The sequence below is a fragment of the Actinomycetes bacterium genome (assembly GCA_035489715.1).
GTDB lineage: Bacteria > Actinomycetota > Actinomycetes > JACCUZ01 > JACCUZ01 > DATHAP01.
In genome coordinates, this window is record DATHAP010000050.1 from 1 (window position 1) to 19,455 (window position 19,455).

Annotated in this window: 18 protein-coding genes, 1 tRNA gene and 1 pseudogene; 9 read left to right on the forward strand and 11 right to left on the reverse strand. The window is 72.7% G+C overall.

The features are described from left to right. Window positions 1-182: 182 nt before the first annotated feature. Window positions 183-1,175 (reverse strand): hypothetical protein, encoded by a 993-nt coding sequence (locus tag VK640_04385; protein HTE72423.1) that lies wholly within the window; start codon window positions 1,173-1,175, stop codon window positions 183-185. A 143-nt stretch (window positions 1,176-1,318) separates the two neighbouring features. Here VK640_04385 and VK640_04390 point away from each other — a divergent pair, with 143 nt between their 5' ends. From VK640_04390 to VK640_04400, 3 genes are all read left to right on the forward strand, one after another. Next, window positions 1,319-2,731, forward strand: a complete 1,413-nt coding sequence (locus tag VK640_04390) for a globin domain-containing protein (protein HTE72424.1) — start codon at window positions 1,319-1,321, stop codon at window positions 2,729-2,731. A gap of 244 nt (window positions 2,732-2,975) precedes the next feature. Then, a tRNA-Ser gene (locus tag VK640_04395) sits at window positions 2,976-3,069 on the forward strand. Between the two features lie 207 nt (window positions 3,070-3,276). After that, a complete protein-coding gene (locus VK640_04400) occupies window positions 3,277-3,897 on the forward strand; it encodes an MSMEG_6728 family protein (GenBank protein HTE72425.1) in 621 nt (206 codons plus the stop codon). Here the strand turns inward: VK640_04400 and VK640_04405 are convergent. From VK640_04405 to VK640_04415, 3 genes and pseudogenes are all read right to left on the reverse strand, one after another. After that, window positions 3,871-4,140, reverse strand: a pseudogene (locus tag VK640_04405) (cyclic nucleotide-binding domain-containing protein). The gene VK640_04400 and the pseudogene VK640_04405 overlap by 27 nt on opposite strands. A gap of 87 nt (window positions 4,141-4,227) precedes the next feature. Next, entirely contained in the window at window positions 4,228-4,920 is a 693-nt protein-coding gene (locus VK640_04410; GenBank protein HTE72426.1) for a response regulator transcription factor, read from the reverse strand. Beyond that, window positions 4,917-6,068, reverse strand: coding sequence for a sensor histidine kinase (locus tag VK640_04415; protein HTE72427.1), 1,152 nt, complete (start codon window positions 6,066-6,068; stop codon window positions 4,917-4,919). Before VK640_04415 ends, VK640_04410 begins: the two co-directional genes overlap by 4 nt. 173 nt (window positions 6,069-6,241) lie before the next feature. Between VK640_04415 and VK640_04420 the strand changes: the two genes are divergently transcribed. Genes VK640_04420 through VK640_04430 form a run of 3 tightly spaced genes read left to right on the forward strand, consistent with a single transcriptional unit; the run spans window position 6,242 to window position 8,405 of the window. After that, window positions 6,242-6,523 (forward strand): SHOCT domain-containing protein, encoded by a 282-nt coding sequence (locus tag VK640_04420; protein ID HTE72428.1) that lies wholly within the window; start codon window positions 6,242-6,244, stop codon window positions 6,521-6,523. 5 nt (window positions 6,524-6,528) lie between these two features. Continuing rightward, window positions 6,529-7,467 carry an ABC transporter ATP-binding protein gene (locus VK640_04425; GenBank protein ID HTE72429.1) on the forward strand — a complete coding sequence of 313 codons (939 nt, stop codon included), beginning with the start codon at window positions 6,529-6,531 and terminating at the stop codon, window positions 7,465-7,467. Next, the gene (locus tag VK640_04430; protein HTE72430.1) at window positions 7,464-8,405 is read left to right on the forward strand and encodes an ABC transporter permease; all 942 of its coding nucleotides are present in this window, start codon (window positions 7,464-7,466) and stop codon (window positions 8,403-8,405) included. The genes VK640_04425 and VK640_04430 overlap by 4 nt, the downstream gene beginning before the upstream one ends. 120 nt (window positions 8,406-8,525) lie before the next feature. On the opposite strand, the gene VK640_04435 is transcribed toward VK640_04430, so the two are convergent. Together VK640_04435 and VK640_04440 are read right to left on the reverse strand one after the other, a co-directional pair. Further along, window positions 8,526-9,245, reverse strand: a complete 720-nt coding sequence (locus tag VK640_04435; protein HTE72431.1) for a VOC family protein — start codon at window positions 9,243-9,245, stop codon at window positions 8,526-8,528. Window positions 9,246-9,298: 53 nt separating this feature from the next. Continuing rightward, the gene (locus tag VK640_04440) at window positions 9,299-9,640 is read right to left on the reverse strand and encodes an MmcQ/YjbR family DNA-binding protein (protein ID HTE72432.1); all 342 of its coding nucleotides are present in this window, start codon (window positions 9,638-9,640) and stop codon (window positions 9,299-9,301) included. 318 nt (window positions 9,641-9,958) lie between these two features. Here VK640_04440 and VK640_04445 point away from each other — a divergent pair, with 318 nt between their 5' ends. Further along, window positions 9,959-12,550, forward strand: a complete 2,592-nt coding sequence (locus tag VK640_04445; GenBank protein ID HTE72433.1) for a heparinase II/III family protein — start codon at window positions 9,959-9,961, stop codon at window positions 12,548-12,550. Between the two features lie 100 nt (window positions 12,551-12,650). On the opposite strand, the gene VK640_04450 is transcribed toward VK640_04445, so the two are convergent. From VK640_04450 to VK640_04460, 3 genes are read right to left on the reverse strand one after another with little or no spacing between them, the layout of a single operon-like run. Further along, complete coding sequence (locus VK640_04450) at window positions 12,651-13,256, reverse strand: DUF3618 domain-containing protein (protein HTE72434.1); 606 nt, start codon at window positions 13,254-13,256, stop codon at window positions 12,651-12,653. Continuing rightward, on the reverse strand, window positions 13,253-13,699 hold the full coding sequence (locus VK640_04455; protein HTE72435.1) for a phage holin family protein: 447 nt from the start codon (window positions 13,697-13,699) through the stop codon (window positions 13,253-13,255). The genes VK640_04450 and VK640_04455 overlap by 4 nt, the downstream gene beginning before the upstream one ends. A 20-nt stretch (window positions 13,700-13,719) precedes the next feature. Continuing rightward, window positions 13,720-14,433: a hypothetical protein gene (locus VK640_04460; protein ID HTE72436.1), complete on the reverse strand. Its 714-nt coding sequence runs from the start codon at window positions 14,431-14,433 to the stop codon at window positions 13,720-13,722. A gap of 247 nt (window positions 14,434-14,680) precedes the next feature. Between VK640_04460 and VK640_04465 the strand changes: the two genes are divergently transcribed. After that, on the forward strand, window positions 14,681-15,697 hold the full coding sequence (locus VK640_04465; protein HTE72437.1) for a YihY/virulence factor BrkB family protein: 1,017 nt from the start codon (window positions 14,681-14,683) through the stop codon (window positions 15,695-15,697). A 15-nt stretch (window positions 15,698-15,712) separates the two neighbouring features. Here VK640_04465 and VK640_04470 read toward each other — a convergent pair whose 3' ends face one another. Beyond that, on the reverse strand, window positions 15,713-16,738 hold the full coding sequence (locus tag VK640_04470; protein HTE72438.1) for a LacI family DNA-binding transcriptional regulator: 1,026 nt from the start codon (window positions 16,736-16,738) through the stop codon (window positions 15,713-15,715). A gap of 61 nt (window positions 16,739-16,799) precedes the next feature. Then, window positions 16,800-17,966: an MFS transporter gene (locus VK640_04475; GenBank protein ID HTE72439.1), complete on the reverse strand. Its 1,167-nt coding sequence runs from the start codon at window positions 17,964-17,966 to the stop codon at window positions 16,800-16,802. A gap of 139 nt (window positions 17,967-18,105) precedes the next feature. On the opposite strand from VK640_04475, the gene VK640_04480 reads away from it, so the two are divergent. Next, a complete protein-coding gene (locus VK640_04480; GenBank protein HTE72440.1) occupies window positions 18,106-19,374 on the forward strand; it encodes an amino acid ABC transporter substrate-binding protein in 1,269 nt (422 codons plus the stop codon). The last annotated feature ends 81 nt before the right edge of the window (window positions 19,375-19,455 follow it).

Below are 19,455 nucleotides of genomic sequence, written 5' to 3' on the forward strand. Positions count from 1 at the left end.
GGAAGAGGTTCTCCAGTGCCACGAGCGCGGCAACGCCGACGGCGCCCATCGCGTCGATGACGTCGAGGACCCAGCCGGCAAGCCCGCCGAGGTCGGCGATCTTGTGAGCGCGCACCAACCCGTCGTGCCCGCCGAAGAGGCCTCCTACGCAAGAAGGTGCTGGTCGTCGCGGTCGTACGTCGTCAGCCGGAGCGTGCCACGCCGCTGCCGGCGCTGACCCGCAGCGACGACGTGTCGACGGCCTCGAACGCGGAGGCCGGGATCGACTTGAGCTCGTCGAGCAGGCCGGTCGGCCACTTGGCCGTCGCCGTGCCCTGGAAGTACCAGGGGGACCCGTTATCGGCGAGCACCAGGCCGTGCCGCTTCATCGCAGCCAGGACGACCTTGGTGTCGGCGCGCAGGCCGCTCGTCGGGTACGACGCCTCGAGCCGGAACCACGCCCCCATGGGCGGGTAGGCCGGGTTGCTGACCGAGCCGGCGTCGTGGCGGGCCGGCCACAGGTGGCTGCGGTCACTCACGTCGGTCGTGAAGCGGATCGCGTGGTCGACCCGACCGTTGCGCACCTCGCCCAGCCGCAGCAGCCCCGGCAGGATCGGCAGCCCGGCGGCGTCGGCTGACGTCAAGCCGTCCGGACGTAGTGCGTTGCTGGTGAGGCGCCAGACGGCACCGGACCCGGCCCGCCAGTGCCCGGTGGAGCTCCTCCGGGTGGCCCACGTCTCGTACAGCTTGCAGGTGCTCTTGTCGACGACGATCGCGTGCCGGTCGCCGTCCGAGCCGCGGCCGCCCTCGATGCGAGTGTCCCTCCCGAGCGGGTAGCGGACCCGGTCGCTCTCGGCGGCGTACTCGAAACGCACCCGCACCTTCGGGTGGTCACCGCCGACGACGGTGATCGGGATGCCGTAGGGCACCGGCTGCTCGCCGTAGGACGGCCCGAAGTCCGGGTGCAGGTCGCGGTCGGTCGACATGTGCGAGAGCCACTGCGCGCTGCGGTCGTGCACCGGCAGCCTGCTCACGTCGGCGTGCCACACGCTGGTCGAGGGGAAGACCGGGCAGGAGGTTCCCGGCACGGTCCGTCCGGCGCCGACCGCGGCCGTGCCGCCCGCGGCCAGCGTGGACGCGGCCAGTGCGGCCACGGCGGCTGCGGGAACGACGACGCGGCGGGCGCGGCGGAGCACGGGGGCGATCCTGGCAGGCAGGCCGGTGGAGGTCATGGGGGTGGATCGGCGGGTCGGCGGGCCGGCTGCACCATCCGGGCGGGTGACAGAGCGTGACACGCCCGGAATGGGACACTCCGGACAGCGGTGGCTACCCTGACCGGATGCCGCAGCACCACGACCCCTACGCGGCGCCGGACCCCCTCACCGACCCCCTCACCGGCCCCTGGAGCGAGCCGCCCTGGACCGAGCCGGTGTGGTCCGAGCCGAGCTGGAGCCAGCCGGTGGACGTCGAGCCCGCCGCCGTCGAGCTCACCACCCCGGTCCGGCCCGAGGCGGATCTGCCGAAGGTCGAGCTGCACGACGACGAGATCGGGATGCTCGAGGAGTCGCTGCGGCTCGTCGAGGGCCAGGCGGACCGGCTGATGGGCCACTTCTACGCGGCGCTGTTCCTCGAGGCGCCACACCTGCGGGCGCTGTTCCCGGTGGCGATGGAGGGCCAGCGCGAGCGGTTCTTCCGGGCGCTCACCGGCGTGGTCGCCCACCTACGCGAGCCCGAGCGGCTGTCGGTGATGCTGCGCCACCTCGGGCGCGACCATCGCAAGTTCGGTGCGCGCACTGAGGACTACGACCGCGTCGGACGCGCTCTGATCACCGCGCTGCGCACGTTCGGCTCGGACGTGTGGGTGCCGGAGCTGGATTCGGCGTGGGTCCGCGCCTACGACGTGATGGCGCGCGCCATGCTGGCCGGTGCGCAGGAGGCCGCCGAGCACGAGCCGGCCTGGTGGCGCGGGGAGATCGTGGCGCACGAGCGCCGGGCACCCGACCTCGCGGTGCTGGTCGTGCGCCCGGACCGGCCCTACGACTACACCGCAGGGCAGTTCGCCAGCATCGAGACGCCCTACCGGCCACGGTCGTGGCGGACGTACTCCATGGCGACGGCGCCGAGCCCGGACGGGCTGCTGGAGTTCCACGTCCGCGCCCTCGACAACGGGTGGGTCAGCGGGCCGCTGGTGTGGCGCGCGCAGGTCGGCGACGTGCTCCGCCTCGGCGCCCCGCAGGGCGACCTGCGCATCGACCACGACTCGCGACGCGACGTGCTCGCCATCGCGGGCGGGACAGGGTTGGCGCCGATCAAGGCGATGCTCGACGACATGACGAAGTGGAACACCAGCCGCCACTTCACGCTCTTCTTCGGGGTGCGGCACACCCGCGAGCTCTACGACATGGCGGCCCTGCACCGGATGTCGGCGCTCAACCCATGGTTCACGGTGGTGCCGGTGGTCTCGGAGGACCCCATGTTCACCGGCGAGCAGGGTCTGGTGGCCGACGCGGTCGCGCGGTGGGGCCGGTGGACCGAGCACGACGTCATCGTCTGCGGCTCACCGCCGATGACCCGCGCCACCTTCGACCGGCTCATCTCGCTCGGCGTGCCGTCCGAGCGGATCCGCTACGACGTCGTCGGTGACGCCCACCCGGCGGCCGCAGAGGTCATCGACCTGCGCGATCACCAGCGCGGGTCGTCACGCAGGAGCGCCTCCAGGTCGGCGGACGGCATGGGCCGCCGGATCAGGTAGGCCTGGGCCCGGTTGCAGCCCATCGCGCGAGGGCGGCCCGCCCGAGATCGTTTGCGACACCGGGGCCCTCGACACGCCGGCCGGCCGGCGTGTCGGCCACGGCGGATGTCGCAAACGATCAGTCGGCGGGTGGACCAGGGTGCGCGACCGTCGCTGCCACGGGTCGCGGGCGGCCGGCGCGACGGCTTTGCCCGGCCTCACGCGCGCCGGGTAACCTGTGCGGCGCGCCGGGCGACCGGCGCGGGGAGGCGTCGCCTAGTCCGGTCTATGGCGCCGCACTGCTAATGCGGTTTGGGGCTTCAACCCCATCGAGGGTTCAAATCCCTCCGCCTCCGCCATGGCTGCGCATCAGGGTCCCTGCCCGCTCGGGCCGGTTCGGCCGAGCCTGATCTGGGGCAGCGACCCTGCGAGGTGGGCGACATGGTGAACTCCGACTCGCTCGTCTCCTGGCTGCTCGTCGGCGCGGCGTCGACTCGGACGGTGGTGACCTCGCTCGGCTGAGCCGGCGCAGGTGTCCGCTGCTGAGCGCGGGGAAGGGCAACCAGGTGCAGACGTTCCTCCCGTACCCGAGCTTCGCCCGGTCGGCCGCCGTCCTCGACGACCGCCGGCTGGGCAAGCAACGGGTCGAGGCGCTGCAGGTGGTGCGAGCGCTGACCTGGGCGACGTACGGCTGGAAGAACCACCCCGCCGTCCGGATGTGGCAGGGCAGCGTCGAGGCGCTCGGCCGCTACGGCTACCTGATCTGCCGAGAGTGGGTGGGCCGCGGCTTCGCGGACACCTGCGCGGTCTCGATCGCCGCCGACCTCGCCGACGCCGGAGTGACGACGGTACGCACCGAGGCCGAGCTGGCTGCCGCCGGCGCGTTGCCGGCCTGGCTGGGTGACGAGCGGGTGCACCGCAGCCATCAGGCCGCCCTGCGGCGCAAGAACCCCGAGCACTACGGCCGGCTGTTCCCTGACGTCGACCCGGACCAGCCCTACCACTGGCCGGTGCAGGGCGACCCCCGCTCAGCGCCCGGTGCGCGCCTCGACCAGCCGGGCGGCCATCGTGCGCAGCAGCTCGCGCGTGAACGTCAGCTCCCGCTCGAGCAGAAGGTCGAAGGCCTCGCGGCTCACCGCGAGGATCCGCGAGTCGGTCAGGGCACGGACCCGCGCGATCCGCGGTGAGTCGGGCACCAGCAGCGCCAGCTCACCGAAGAACTCGCCGCGGCCCATCTCGATGTGCAGGTCACCCCGCTCGACCACCACCGATCCGTCGAGCACGACGAACATCCCTCGGCCGTGGTCACCGGCCTGGGCCAGCACCTGTCCGGCCGGCACCTCGGTCACCCCCTCGGCGGCCACCAGCGCGGCGGACTCCGCCGACATCTGGGCGAAGAGCGGGATGCCCGCGATCTCGGTGTCGGCCATGGCGCCTGTTGTACCAGGTCTGATGTCGCGGTGAGCTCGCCCGCCGCGACTGAGCTCGCCCGCCGCGACTGACGCGGGCCTCGCACCCTAGTGCGGCGTCGCGCCTGCGTCCGGGCCGGTGACGCCGGACTGGATCGCGAAGACGACCAGCTGCGCCCGGTCGCGCGCGTGCAGCTTGAGCATCGCCCGGCTGACGTGGGTGCGCACGGTGTCCGGGCTGACCACCAGCTCCGCGGCGATCTCGTCGTTGGACCGCCCGGTCGCGACCCACCCGACGATCTCGCGCTCGCGATCGGTCAGCCGGCCGAGCTCGGGGTGCGGGGTGGACGCCACCGCGCTTGGCCCGGCGAACCGGTCGATCACCCGCCGGGTCACGGTCGGCGAGAGCAGCGAGCCGCCGTGGGCCACGACCCTGATCGCCTGCAGCAGCTCGGCCGGGTCGGAGTCCTTGAGGACGAAGCCGCTGGCACCGTGCCGCAGCGCCTCGAAGACGTACTCGTCGAGCTCGAAGGTCGTCAGCACGATCACCCGCACGCCGGTCAGCGACTCGTCCTCGCTGATCTCCCGCAGCACCCCGAGCCCGTCGAGCCGCGGCATCCGGATGTCGAGCAGCGCGACGTCGGGCACCGTCTCGCGCACCAGGGCCAGCCCGGCCACGCCGTCGGCCGCCTCGCCGACCAGCTCCAGCCCGTCCTCCGACCCGAGCAGGGTGCGCAGGCCCATCCGCACCAGCGCCTGGTCGTCCACGACGACGACGCGCACCGCCCCGTGGTCGCTCACGCCACCGGCTCCGTCGTCGCGGAGGAGAGCGGCAGCACGGCCCGGACCCGGAAGCCGCCACCGGAGGCCGGGCCGGCCTCCAGGGTCCCGTCGAGGGAGGTGGCCCGCTCGCGCATCCCGCGGATCCCGCTGCCGTCCGCGCCGGGTGCTCCGCCGCTGCCCCGGTCGACGACCTCCACCTCGAGCTGCGCGTCGGCCGCGCGCACCACGACGGTCGCCGCGTCGGCGCCGGCGTGCCGCAGCACGTTCGTGAGCGACTCCTGCACGATGCGGTACGCCGCGGCGCCCACGTCCGTCGGCAGCCCGTCCATGGGGCCGGTCACCTCCAGCCGCACGTCGACGCCGCCCTCGCGCACCCGCTGCACCAGGAGCGCCAGGTCGGCCACCCCGGGCAGCGGTCGCCGCTCCGGCACGTCTCCTGCACCGGCCCGCAGCTGGGCCAGCTCGGTGCGCAGCCCGTCGAGCGACTCGCGGCTCATCGCCCGGATGGCCTCCAACGACTCGCGGGCCTTGCCCGGGTCGCGGTCGAGCACGTGCAGCGCGACGCCCGCCTGCATGGCGATGACGGCCAAGCCGTGCCCGACGACGTCGTGCAGCTCCTGCGCCATCCGCAGCTGCTCCTCCGACGCTGCCCGCCGGGCCTGCTCGGCACGTACGCCGCGCCACGACTCGGCCCGCACCCGGGCGGCGGACCCGGTGGCGAAGGCCGCCGCCAGGATCGCCGACCACACCGTCCAGGCGCGGAACAGCTCCGGCCAGGTCTCAGCGTCGTGCGTCGCCACCCGCAGTGCCGACGCGCCGAAAACGAGCACCACCTGGAGGGTGAGGGCTGCCGCGGCGCGTCGGCGTGGCCAGTGCACCGCGGTGGTCAGCGTCAGGACCGGGACGGTCAGCAGGATCGGGCCGAACGGGTAGCCCAGCCAGATGTAGGCCGCCACGGCTCCGGCGTTGAGCCCGACCGCCGCCCACCGCCAGCGCCGGCGCAGCACGACGGCAGCGACGGCGAGCAGGACGAGCCCGAAGGCCAGGGCGTCCACATCGCGCGGCGCATGCGCCTGCGCCTCGCCGGCCGGCGCCGTGCCGGCCAGGCCGATGAGCAGCAGCGGTACGGCGGCAGCCCACACGGGCGGTCGTCGCGGGGGGAACACGCTCCGACCATAGGTCGCCGGGCCGCGGCGGTCGTCAGCACAGCGTTGACCCGACGTACGCAGACCTGCGTAGGGCATGAGCCTGCGCAGCGCTGACGACGCGGGAGGCCCTCGCTCGAAGGATGGATGGAGTCAGGCCAGCCATGGCGACGACATCTCCGAGAGGCAGCACCATGACGCTCGACACGATCCAGACGATCCAGACCATGCAGACCGTGGTCCTCGCCCATGACCAGTGGCACGGCCCCGGTGCCTGGTGGCCGATCTTCCCGCTGCTGTGGCTGCTGTTCTTCGCCACGGTGGTCACGCTGTTCGTGACCCGCGGCCGGCGCCGCGCGCAGACCTCCGGGCCTCGCGCGGGCGAGCGGGCGCTCGCTGAGCGCTACGCCGCAGGCGAGATCGACGATGCCGAGTACGCGCGGCGCCTCGACGTCCTGCGCAGCACCGGGAGGTGACCGGCATGGACGGCATGGACGGCATGGACGGCATGGACGTCGTCACCACACAGCGCCTGAGCAAGGCCTACGGCGAGCGCACGGCCGTCGACGACGTCAGCCTGACCGTCCGGGCCGGGGAGGTCTACGGCTTCCTCGGCCCGAACGGGGCCGGCAAGACGACGACGTTGCGCATGCTGCTCGGCCTCGTGCGGCCCACCGAGGGGTCGGCCACGGTCCTCGGGCACCGGCCCGGTGACCCTGCTGTCACGTCCCGGATCGGCGCGCTGATCGAGGGGCCGGGCTTCTATCCCTACCTGTCCGGACGCGACAACCTGCGGGTCCTCGCGCGCTACCGGGGGCTCCCCGGCCGGGAGGTCGACGAGGCGCTGGACCGCGTGGACCTCGCCGACCGCGCCGGTGACGCCTTCAAGGCGTACTCGCTGGGCATGAAGCAGCGGCTCGGCGTCGCGGCCGCCCTGCTGGGGCGGCCCGAGGTCCTCCTGCTGGACGAGCCGACGAACGGGCTCGACCCGGCGGGACGCGGCGACATGCGTCGGCTGGTTGCCAGGCTCGCGACCCATGGGCACACGGTCCTCTTCTCCAGCCACGCGCTGGACGAGGTCCAGGAGCTGTGCGACCGGGTGGCCGTGCTGTCGCACGGGCACCTGCTCGCCGAGTCCACGGTCGCGGACCTGCGCGGCGCGACGACGCTCTTCGTCCGGGCCGAGCCGGCCGACGTGACCCTCGCGGTCGCGATGCGGATCGCCGGCGACGACAACGTGGCCGTGCGCGGCGACGGCGTGCAGCTCGAGGTCGGCGCCGAACGAGCACCGGAGCTGGCCCGTGCACTCGTGGCGGCCGGCGCCGACCTCCGCGAGCTCGCCCCCCGCGAGCGATCGCTCGAGGAGGTCTTCCTCGACCTCACCCATGACCAGCCCTCGACCGAGGAGGCACTGCGATGACCACGACAACTACGACCACCGGCCCGCCGGCACCGGAGCACGCGCCCACGCGCCGGGGCAGGCCTGGCACGGGGACGGGGGTGCTGCGCAGCACCCGAGCCGAGCTGCTGCGGCTGCGCAGGTGGCCGGCGCTCTGGGTCACCGTCGGTGCGGAGCTCGCCCTGAACCTGCTGTTCCTCTACGTCTTCACCTACGTGTCCTACCGCAGCGGCGACGGCGCCGACGGAGGCGGCATCGTCGAGGGCGTCTCCAAGGACTCGCTGCTCGCCGACATGCTGCCGGAGGCGATCCCGCGGGTGGCGACCTCGGGGATGCCGATGTTCGCCGGAGCACTCGTCCTGATCGTCGGTGCCCTGGCCGCCGGCAGCGGCTACGGCTGGGGGACCGTCAAGACCGTGGCCCTGCAGGGGCCGGGCCGGATGGTCTCGCTGACCGGGACGTTCGCGGCGCTGACCGTCTTCGTCGTCGCCCTCGTCACGGCACTCTTCGCGCTGGACGCCGGGGTCTCGCTGCTCGTCGCGACGACGGAGTCGCAGCCGGTGGTGTGGCCGGCGGCCGGTGACCTGGCACAGGCGTTCGCCGGCGGTGTCCTGGTCATGCTGACGTGGACGTACGCCGGGGTGCTCGTCGGCACCCTCGCGCGCGGCCCCGCGCTCGCCGTCGGACTCGGCCTGGTCTGGGTGCTCGCGGTGGAGAACCTGCTGCGCGGCGTCGGCTCCCTGTGGTCGCCGATCGAGCGGGTGACGGACCTGCTGCCCGGCACCGCCGCCGGTTCCCTCGCCGGCGCGCTCGGCGCGATGCCGGTGTCCGAGCCGGGTGGCACTCCGGGCGTGCTGACGACTCTCGACGGCGGGCAGGCGGTCGTCCTGCTCGCGGCGTGGGCGACGGCGTTCGTGCTCGGGACCGCCTGGCTGGTCCGCCGACGCGACATCACCTGAGCCGCGCTGGCCCGGCCCGAGCCGGATCCGCACCCAGGCCGCGACCGGCAGCCCGACGGCCGGCGTCGTCCTCGTCGTCGGCGGTGTGGCGATGCACCGCCCACCGACCCCGGTCCCCGCTTACGACGGGGCAGGGAGGACGCAGAACTCGTTGCCGGAGGGGTCGGTGTAGGAACGCCACGGCAGCGTGCCCCAGTCCGCGTCGAGCCTGTCGCCGCCGCGCTCGGTGATGCGCGCCTCGACCTCGTCGGCGTCCTCACCGGTCTCGAGCCGGACGTCGAGGTGCAGCCGGTTCTTGGTCGTTCCCTTGGGTGCTGCCTCGGGGCACAGCTCGAGGAGAGGGCCGCGCATCGACGGGTGGCGCAGCGACCGGGGTGCGACGCCGGGGAACTGGGTCCAGCCGGTCAGCCAGGACCAGAACTCCGCGTCCCGGTCCGGGTCGGCGGAGTCGAGCGGGAGGGCCGCGAGAGGTCCGGTGTCGGCGTAGACCTCTCGGTCCTCCATGACGCAGAAGGGGTTGTCCTCCGGGTCGGCGAGCACCACCCAGGGCACGTCGCCCTGCCCGATGTCGAGGTGTCGCGCGCCCAGCCCGACCAGCCGCTCGACCACCTGGGCCTGGTCGGCGTCGCCCAGGAGGTCCACGTGCAGCCGCGGCGGCTGAGTCATGGGCTCGGGGACGCGCTGGAAGCACAGGTCTAGCACCGGCCCGCCGTCGATGGCGAGCCGCGTCTCGAAGCCGGCGTGCTCGTCGGTCAGCCGCTCGCCGCCGACCGCCGTCTCCCAGAACCGGCCCAGCCGCTGCGGGTCGACGGCGTCGGTGACGAGGTTCTCCAGGTACATGCACCCCACCGTAGGTGGCACCGGCGCCGCCCCCGCCGGCCGCCTCCCGGTGCTCAGTCGCCGAGCCGCGCGGCGGCGACCCGCTTCGGCACGACCATCCGCCAGGCGGAGCACACCAGCTCGCGCATCTCCTCCTCGTCGAGGGCGGACGTGCGCACCTCGATCCAGTGGAAGCGCAGGTCGGACTCGCGCGGCATCAGGAACTTGTCCGGCTCGGCGGCGACGGTGGCGGCGCGCTCCTCCTTGGGGAAGCCGACGCCCATCGTGGTCTCGTCGCGGGAGAAGGCCACGAAGACCATCGACCCGACGCGGAACTTCACCCGATCGTGGACGACCACCTCGTAGGCCCGCGGCAGCGTCGATGCGAGCGCCCGGACGTCGTCCACGGTGACCACGGCCGCAGTCTGACCCCACCTACCGACAAGGTCGAGCGCCGGCGAGAGGGGTGAGGCGGGAGTCCGGTCAGTACGTCGCGCCGGTGAAGGTGTCCCCACCCGAGCCGTCGCGACACGCCGGGGGCCTTCGGCACACCCTCCGGCATATCGCCGCGAACCCGACACAGCTCGACACCGATCCCGCATACTCGTCGGTGCCGCCGGGTCGTCCGGTGGCTGCACCACCGTTCGGGGAGACCAGTGCTACCTGTACCACCTGCACGACCAGCCGTCCGACGTACGTCCCTCGGCTCCGCCTCTCCTCGACGCGGCCGACGGGTGCTGGGCGCGGTGCTGGCCGCCGCTCTGGCGACGGCCCTGGTTCCCGCGCTGCCCTGGGTGGCGCACGCCCGACCGGTCGACCTCGCAGCCACGAACCTGACGCGCAACGCCGATGCCGCGGCAGTGCAGTGCAACATGGGCTTCGGCGTGCGCAAGGCCAAGACCGACAAGCACGACGCGCTGGAGCTGATGGCGGGGCGCGCCGACCTCGACGAGTACGGCTGGTTCCACCTCGCCGCCAATCCGTCGTGGAAGCCGGTCTCCACGCTCGACAGCAGCGGCAAGGGCCACATGCACTCGCTGCACTACCTGCTCCCGCTGCTGCGCTACGGCGTGCGCAGCGGTGACACCGCGATGGTCGACCGGTTCTACTTCCTGATCAAGGACTGGCTTGACGACAACCCGCCTGGGGGACCGACCAGCCGCTACGCATGGGGGCCGCCCATCTACGAGGGCTTCCGGGCGCAGGTCCTGGTGTGCGCTGCGGCCGGTCCGCGCGGCGGTCAGCAGTGGCTGTTGCGAGGCCTGGTGCGGCACGGCCAGGTGATGTCAGACCCGCGCCGCTACGAGGGCGTCAACAACGCGTCGCTGCACCAGTCGATGGGCCTCTACGCCCTCGGCGAGACGATGAAGCGGCCGACGTGGCGCGCCACCGCCATCAGCCGTGAGTCCTCGCTCGCGGTGAAGCTGATCCAGGCCGACGGCTCGGACGAGGAAGGAGCGCTGGAGTACGCCGTCAACGACTACCGGTGGTTCGGCCAGGCCGCCGAGCGGCTGCGGCGCGGCGGTGACCAGGTGCCGGCCGACCTGATGCGCTACACCGCCATGCCGTCCTTCATCGCCCAGGCGACCCGCCCGGACGGCAAGATCGAGGCGCTCGGCGACACCACCCCGGCGGCCCTGGTCGCGTCGCGCTGGGCCGGGACGGCGGCCGAGTACGCGGCCACCGGCGGTGCGTCCGGGACCGCGCCGACGTCGACGTTCGCGGCCTACGCCGGCGGCTACGTGTTCGGCCGCTCCGGCTGGGGTACCACGCGCCCGCTGGCCGACGAGACCTTCTACAGCGTGCGCGGCGGGCGAGCCACGCCGCACGCCCACGACGACTCGGGCGCGGTGACGCTCTACGCGCACGGGTCGCCGCTGCTGCTGGACACCGGCAAGTGGCGCTACACCTACGGCACGACGCGCAGCTTCGTCGTCTCGCGTGCTGCGCACAACGCCGTGCTCGTCAATGGCGTCCAGCGCACCCGGGTGCGTCCGGAGATGACAACGGCGGCCGTCAACGGGCTCGACATCACGACGGTCGTCGACCGTGGCTACTCGGGCGTCACGCTGACCCGGACCGTCGCCTACGACCGGGCCGACGACACGCTCGTCGTCTGGGACCGGCTGTCGTCCCCGTCGAAGTCGGTGACGGCCAGCCAGCAGTGGGGCCTGGGCCGGGACCGAGCCGTCGATCTGAGCGGCGACGTCGCCCACACCAGCGGTCCGGGGGCCAACGTGTCGGTGCTCTTCACCTCGGGTGGCGCACCGCTCGACGTGGCCAAGGGGCAGAAGAGCCCGCTGCGCGGCTGGAACAGCATCGCGTACGGCGAGCTCTCGCCGTCGCCGTCGCTGCGGGCGACCCAGAAGGGCACGGAGCTGTCCTGGCTCACCGTCATCGCCCCGCGGGCGGACGGCGTGCCGGCCTCCGCGGTGTCCGCGTCGGCGTCGGTCAGCCAGACGGCCGCGTCGGTCGCGCTGACTTCTCCGACCGGTCGCGGCACCGTCAACCTGGACGCGTTCGGCGGTGGCTCGCGCACCGACTTCGGGTCGGTCACCCCCGCGGCGGTGCCCAGCGCCGACATCGTGCTGTCGGGCAGCCGGACGATCGTCCGGGCCACCGGGCTGACTCCCGGCGAGTCGGCCACCCTCGAGCAGCTGCCGGTCGGCGCCGTCGGGTGGACCCCCGTCGCCGAGGGTGCGGCGACGGCCGCCGGCACCATCGACCTGCCGGTCGCCCCGGCGACGACCGCGGACTACCGCATCGTGGCCGAGGGCGGGGCGTCGGCACCTGTGCGCGTGACCGCGGCCTTCCCGCCGCAGCCGGCCACCGGCGTCACGGCCACCTCGACCGGCCGCGGCAAGGTGACCGTGTCGTGGGTGCCGTCCACGGACACCGGCGGGACGTACCTCGTCAAGCAGGTCGTCGAGGTCGCCGGCCGCAAGATCGACGTGGCGCCGGACGCGACCTCGCTCGAGGTCACCGGTGTCGTCCCGGGCCAGCGCGCGGTCAAGGTCCGCGCGGTCAACCCGGTGGCGCGGTCGCCGTGGGCGACGACCTCGGTGACCGTCCCGGCCTACCCGTCGGTCAGCGCACCGGCCGAGGTGCGCAAGGGCACCACGGTGACGGTCACGCTGCGCGGCCTGCTGCCGGGGGAGCGGCCGGTCGTGACGATCGACCCCGCCAAGGGGGCCACCGTCACCCGACGGCCCGAGGTGTCCGCTGCCGGGACCGCAACCCTGCGCTGGACCGTGCGGTCCAGGACCAAGGTCGTCGTGGTCAGCGGCGGCGTGCGCTCCGACCCGCGGGTGATCCGCCTGCGTTGACCGCCCGACCTGTCGATCGTCCGGACATGCCGAAGGCCCCGGTGGGGGACACCCGCCGGGGCCTTCGGTGCTCAGCAGCGCGGCTGTGTGCCGCGTCCGGTCAGTAGCTTGACGTGCTGCCGGTGCTGCCGGTGCTGCCGGTGCTGCCGGTGCTGCCGGAGACGTTGCCCTTGGCGCTCTTGGCCTCGCCCTTGACGGTGCCCGCTGCGTCGGTCGCGGTCGACTTGACCGACTCGGCCGCTTCCTGGGCCTTCGGCTGGAGGTTCTCCTTGGCGCCCTGTGCCGCCTCCTTGAGCGGAGCCGTCAGGGTGTCGGAGTGCTCCTGCACCTGGTCCTTCGCGGTCATGGCCACCTGCTGCTCCTTCTCGCTCGAGGGGAGCAGGGACGAGATGAGCCAGCCGGCGCCGAACGCGATGAGACCCGCGGCCAGCGGGTTCCCTTGCGTCTGCTGACGGACGGCCGTAGGAGCCTGCTTCACCGAGCCGGCGACGTCCGACCCGGTCGACGTGACGCTGCTGGTGGCGCCGTGTGTGTTGCCCATCACCTTGTCCTTGATTCCGCTGAGCCGGCTCTTGGTGGCCTGGGTACGGCGAGACGCGATGGCCGACGGGCTGACCTTCTCGTGCAGGGTGTCGACGTCGGACGCGAGCTCGTACCGGGTGCGCTCGATGTCGCGACGGATCTCTTCGGGGGTCTGCGTGGTCATCGGGTTGCCTCCGTTGCGTGGGCTCGGCCCTTGAGGGCGTCGGGAACTTCCTTGAGGGTGTCGACCGTGCGCTCGGGCTTCGGTCGCACCTCGCGCAGCTTCTTGCGGCCGCTGACGAAGAGGATGGCGCCGACGACCGCCCACACGGCGGCGACGATCAGCGCCGCCCAGGCCTCGTCCATGCCGTTCGACAGCGCCCACCAGGCCGCGATCGAGACGAACAGGGCGACCATGTAGCCGGCCAGAGCGGCGCCGCCCATCATCCCCGCCGCCTTGCCGGTCTTGGCCGCCTCTTCCTTCATCTCCGCCTTGGCGAGGTCCAGCTCCTGACGCATCAGCGTCGAGAGATCGGTCGTCACCTCGCTGATCAGCGAGCCGACCGACCGCTGCGAGACGTCATCGTCGGCGGCGTGCACGACACGGGGTGAGTCCGTGCCGGACATGCCGGGGGTACTCGTCTGGCTCACCGGACGTCACCGCCCGTGTGACGGCCAGCCGTCGTCGCGTAGGGGTCCTCCACCGCGACCACGTCGACCTCCTCGACGACGACGGCCTCGCGGGTCAGCGGGTCGTCGGTGCCGCTGGCGGCCCACTGCGAACCGGTCGACGGGGTGGTGCCGCCGTAGGTGCTGCCCGCGTAGTCACCGGTGCCGCTCTGGTCGCGCTTCACGTCGACCGCGCTGCGGGTCAGCCGGCCGGCGAGGACGCCGGCGACTGCAGCACCGAGCATGAAGGTGCCTGGCTTGCGGCGCGCGAAGTCGCGCACCTCGTTGACCAGGTCGCCGGGCTCGCGGGAGTCGATCCAGCTGGCCAGCTCCTGCGCCTTCTCCGAGGCCTGGCGGGCGAGGTCGTTGACCATGCCCCCCTGCGTGGTCCCCGTGCCGTCGGCCACGCTGCGCAGCTCGTCGGAGAGGCTGCGCAGCCCGCCCGACGCCTTCTGCTTCTGCTGACCGGCCTGTTCGCGCACCTGACCCTGGGTCTCGTGCAGCAGGTTGCGCGCCTGGGTCTTGGCCTCGCCGGTGACGTTCTTGGCCTGGTCGGTGGCTGTCGACGCGACGTTGCCCGCCTGCTGCTTGGCCTGGTCGGTGGTGGACTGCTCGCCCGACGCCTCGTACGTATAGGGCTCGGTGGGGCCCCCCGTAGGAGGCTGGTAGCCACCGTACTGATCGGTCGTCATCAGCGATCTCCTCTCGGTCGGCGCCCACGGTGGGCGCGTTCGCTGACCCAGCCGGTTGCCGCCTGTGGAGCACCGAAACCACCTGGGGCGATGCGTTCTCAAGTGGCCTGCGTCACGCCCGAGAGCAGCAGGCGCCGGCTCGTTTGGACCGCCTACGTCCGGTGAGACTGCCCGGCTGACCGCCGGACCGTCCCGGTCTCGGTCGCCTGCGCTCGGACACCGACCTCGACCAACACCGGAGCCGACCATGCCGGACTCGACGAGCTCGTCCCGCTCCTACCCCGACCCCGACGACCGGCGCAAGCCGGACGCCCCCTCCGACCTCGGCAAGCGGTCCTGGCTGGGGGTCCTCAAGCGCACCGTGCTCGAGTTCAAGGACGACAACTGCACGGACTGGGCGGCGGCGCTGACCTACTACGGCGTGCTCGCCGTCTTCCCCGCGGCGATCGCGCTGCTGTCCATCATCGGACTCGTCGGCGACCCGAAGAAGACCACCGACCAGCTGCTGCAGATCGTCGACACCCTGGGGCCGTCCTCGGCGACCGAGACGTTCGCCGGCCCGATCGAGCAGATCGCGTCCCGTCCGTCCCAAGCCGGGTTAGCGCTGGTGATCGGCCTGGCCACCGCGCTCTGGTCGGCCTCCGGCTACGTGGGGGCGTTCGGCCGGGCCGCGAACGCGATCTACGAGGTCGAGGAGGGCCGGCCGTTCTACAAGCTGCGCCCGTTGCAGCTGTTGGTGACGATGGTCTGCGTGATCCTGCTGGCGGCGGTCGCGCTGGCCCTGGTCGTGACCGGGCCCGTGACGCAGGCGATCGGCGACGCGGTGGGGATCGGGAGCGCCGCGCTGACCGCGTGGGACATCGCCAAGTGGCCCGTGATGGCGCTCGTCGTCTCGTTCGTCTTCTCGCTGCTCTACTTCGCGATGCCCAACGTCGAGCAGCCCAAGTTCAAGTGGTTCACCATCGGCGGCATCGTGGCCTTGGTGACGTGGATCGTCGCCTCCGCCCTGTTCGCCTTCTACGTCGCGACCTTCGCGTCGTACAGCAAGACCTACGGCTCCCTCGCCGCCGTGGTCGTGGCCCTCGTGTGGCTCTGGATCTCGAACCTCGCGGTGCTCTTCGGTGCCGAGCTCAACGCGGAGCTGGAGCGCGGTCGTGAGCTCGAAGCCGGCATGACCGAGGCCGAGCGGACGATCCAGCTGCCGCCGCGGGACGCCAAGAAGATGTCGGAAGCCGAGGACCGCACCGAGGTCAAGACCCGCTGACCCCTCCGCGTGCGGTCAGGCGGCAGGTCGCGGGGGTGCGGTGGACTGGCGCGTCTTCATGGTGAGCGGCAACAGCACCGAGCGCGGGTGCCGGGTCGGGTCCTGCAGCGTCTCGATGAGCATCCGGGCTGCCTCCGCCCCGACCTGGTAGTGCGGCACCCGGACCGACGTCAACGGTGGCCGCAGCTTGTCGATGAACGGCATGTCGTTGAAGCCCATCACGGACAGGTCGCCGGGGCAGGCCAGCTTGCGCTCCTCGAGCACGTCGTAGCAGCCGAGCGCGAGCAGGTCGTTGCCCGCGAGGACGGCGCTGAACGACGCTCCCGAGTCGAGCAGCTCGCGGAGCGCCCGGGCTCCCTCGGCCTCGGTCCAGTAGGAGCAGGTCGCGACCAGCGAGGGGTCGTCGTCGAGCCCGTGGTCGTGGAGAGCGTCGCGGTAGCCGCGGGTGCGCACCAGCCCGGTGGAGGTGTCCTGCGGGCCGGCGATGTGCGCGATGCGGGTGTGGCCCAGCGACACCAGGTGCTCGACGGCCATCGATGCACCCGCGGCGTCGTCGGGCGTCACCGACGGCACGTCGTTGCGCTGCAGCCGCCGGTTGATCAGCACCATCGGCACACCCTGCTCGTGCAGCTCGTCCAGCAGCGCGTGCTGGAGCCGCGCCGTCGCGACGATGAGGCCCTCGACGTGCCGCGACCGCAGCGAGTCGATCTGCGACCGTTCACGCTCCGGGTCGTTGTCGGTGTTGACGATCCATGCGCTGTAGCCCCCCGGCCCCAGCACGTCCTCGATGCCGCGGACGATGGGCGGGAAGAGCGGGTTGGTCAGGTCCGGGATGACGAGGCCGACCGTGCCGGAGCGGGCGGTCTTGAGGCTGCGCGCGATCGGGTTGGGGCGGTAGCCCAGCTCCTCCGCCACCTTGATGACCCGGCTGGCGGTCTCCTCGTTGACCAGGCCGCGGGTTCGCGGGTTGAGCGCGCGCGACGCCGTCGCCGGGTGGACGCCGGCCTGCTGTGCGACGTCGCGGAGCGTCGGTGTCCGCACGGCGGTCACCCTAGTGCCCGTCGACCGCGCGCAGGCCGTACGTCGTCAGGCGTCTCGCGAGTCATCGCGCCGTCTCCCACCGCGCCCGGCCGAGCGACCCGGCGACCCCGAGGGGCACCGCCACCGCGCCGATGAGCAGGAACGCCAGGCCGAAGCGCCCGTCCTCGGCCAGTCCGCCGAGCAGGAGAGCGCCCAGGGCGCTGCCGGCGAAGAGCGACCCGGCGAAAAGCGACACGGTGGCGGCCCGCTGCTCCGGGTACACCAGGGTCGCCCACGTCTGCACCGTCGAGTGCATCGACGACCAGGCCACGCCGAGCAGCAGGGCGACGAGCACCCCGGCCGGCACCGAGCCGGAGGCAGCCGCGACGAGGCAGGCCAGCAGGGCGAGACCCGCCCCGACGCCGATCAGCCAGGCCGCCGGCACCCGGCGCGAGAGGCGGCCGATGACCTGCGCGCCGACCAGGACCGCCAGGGCGAACGACGCGGTGACGACGCCGGCGACCGACGCGCTGGCGCCGCTGTGCTCGATCGACGTGGGCAGCAGAGTCAGTAGGCCGAGCAGCACGACGCCCTCGGCGAGGGCGAGGGCGAGCACCAGCCGGGCCGGCCCGTGCCGCACGACAGCGCGCAGCGGGCCGAGCAGGGTCGTCGGCTCCCGCCGCACCGATGGCTCGGCCAGCCGCCCGAGCACGACCGCCAGCACCGCTGCGGCGAGACCGGTGAGGACGAAGACCAGCCGCCACGAGAGCCGGTCGGCCACCAGCCCGGCGCCGGCCGCTGCGATGCCGGTCCCGACCGCGACCCCGACCATCAGGTCTGTGACGTCGCGCTGACGCCCGGCCGGCGCGACGGTGTCGCCGACGTAGACCAGCGTCCCCGGGATGGCCGCGCTGAAGAACGAGCCGGCCAGCCCACGGGCCACCGCGAGCGCGAGCACCGTCCCGGCCAGGGCCGACGCCGCGGTGACCGCCGCGCCGACGGCCAGGGTGAGCCGCAGGGTGCGCACGAGCCCGAGGCGGTCGGACAACAGGCCCCAGACCGGCTGCATGACGCCGTACGCCAGGAAGTAGACGCCGGCGGCCGTCACGACCTGGCCCAGCGGCACCTCGAGGTCGGCCGCGATCGCGAGCAGCATCGGCGACATCGCGAACCGGTCCAGCGTGCTGACCATCGCGGTCAGCCGGAGCAGCCGCCGGGTCCCCGGCGGGTTCCGGTCGACGGCCGTCACGCTCCGGAGCCTATCCGCAATCGTTTGTGGTCGAGCCGGTGAAAGTCCGTTCACCTGCTTGACACACGTCCGGCGGCGCTCCGATGATGCCGGTGTCGCAATCGATTGCGACGTCCGTGCCGGACCCCCTGGAGTGCGCATGTCCGTCCGTGGAACCGCCCTCGTCCGCCGCTTCCCCCGCGCCGGGAGGGTCGCCGCCGGCCTCGCCGTCGCGGCCCTGCTCGTCACCGGGTGCCAGCAGGACAACCCCAACGACTCCGGATCGGAGGGCGACGGCGGCGGCTCCGACGAGCCGATCACGATCGGCATCTCGCTGCCCCTCACCGGCGACTTCTCGCAGCCCGGCGGCGAGGCGAAGCGCGGGTACGAGGTCTGGCGCGACATGGTCAACGAGGACGGCGGCATCCTCGGCCGCGACGTGAAGCTCAAGATCGTCGACGACGCGAGCAACCAGGACACCGTCGTGTCCGACTACACCAAGCTCATCACCCAGGACAAGGTCGACCTGGTGCTCGGCACCTTCTCCTCGTTGCTCAACTTCCCGGCGTCGGCAGTGGCCGAGAAGCAGGGCTACGTCTACGTCGAGCCGGCGGGCGGCGCCCCGGACATGTTCAGCCGCGGCTTCGAGTACCTCTTCTTCGCCCAGCCGGCGACCGCCCCGCACCAGGCCGACGTCTTCGTCGACTGGATCACGTCCCTCCCCGAGGGAGACCGGCCCAAGACGGCGGCCTACCCGACGCAGGACGACCCGTTCACCCGCCCAGTCATCGAGTCGATGCAGGAGCAGCTCGAGGGCATCGGCGTGAAGACGGTCTACTCCTCCGTCTACCCGGCCGACACCACCAACTTCCAGACCATCGCCAACACGCTGAAGAACAAGAAGCCCGACCTGATCGCACAGGGCGCGGTCTTCGAGGACGGCGTCGGGCTGGTGCGGTCGCTCAAGCAGCTGGACTACAACCCGAAGGTGCTCTTCCAGACCTCGGCCCCGAGCAACGCCGGCCAGTACAGCGATGGTGTCGGCGAGGCCAACACCGAGGGCGTCTTCTACACGGTGTCGTGGAACGAGAGCGCGACCACGCCGCTGAACAAGGAGTTCGTCGCGGCCTACGGCGACGCCTACGACGGCGCGGCCCCGGCCGAGGACGCGGCCGACGCGTTCGCCGCCGCGCAGGTCCTGCAGAAGGCCGTCGAGGAGGTCGGCGAGATCGACCAGGCGGCGATCAAGGACTACCTGCACGAGAACGAGGTCGAGACCATCCTCGGCCCGCTCTCGTGGAACGAGAAGGGTGAGCCGCAGGGCGACTTCATCCTCGCGCAGTGGCAGTCCGGCACGGTCGAGGTGGTCGGCCCGCCCGACGTGGCGACGACCGACACGATCGTCTACCCGAAGCCGGACTGGCAGTGACTCTGGTGGGGGCGGGATCCTGACCTCGACGTCGTCCCGCCCCCACCAGGCCCAACAATCCAGTACGGTGCCGAAGGCCTG

Excerpts from the sequence above, each read along its gene's own strand:
- VK640_04465 (HTE72437.1), top strand. The coding sequence starts at position 14,681 with ATGCCGGACTCGACGAGCTCGTCCCGCTCCTACCCCGACCCCGACGAC.
- VK640_04455 (HTE72435.1), bottom strand. The coding sequence starts at position 13,699 with ATGTCCGGCACGGACTCACCCCGTGTCGTGCACGCCGCCGACGATGAC.
- VK640_04425 (HTE72429.1), top strand. The coding sequence starts at position 6,529 with ATGGACGGCATGGACGGCATGGACGGCATGGACGTCGTCACCACACAG.
- VK640_04460 (HTE72436.1), bottom strand. The coding sequence starts at position 14,433 with ATGACGACCGATCAGTACGGTGGCTACCAGCCTCCTACGGGGGGCCCC.
- VK640_04390 (HTE72424.1), top strand. The coding sequence starts at position 1,319 with ATGCCGCAGCACCACGACCCCTACGCGGCGCCGGACCCCCTCACCGAC.
- VK640_04435 (HTE72431.1), bottom strand. The coding sequence starts at position 9,245 with ATGTACCTGGAGAACCTCGTCACCGACGCCGTCGACCCGCAGCGGCTG.
- VK640_04480 (HTE72440.1), top strand. The coding sequence starts at position 18,106 with ATGTCCGTCCGTGGAACCGCCCTCGTCCGCCGCTTCCCCCGCGCCGGG.
- VK640_04450 (HTE72434.1), bottom strand. The coding sequence starts at position 13,256 with ATGACCACGCAGACCCCCGAAGAGATCCGTCGCGACATCGAGCGCACC.
- VK640_04420 (HTE72428.1), top strand. The coding sequence starts at position 6,242 with ATGACGCTCGACACGATCCAGACGATCCAGACCATGCAGACCGTGGTC.
- VK640_04430 (HTE72430.1), top strand. The coding sequence starts at position 7,464 with ATGACCACGACAACTACGACCACCGGCCCGCCGGCACCGGAGCACGCG.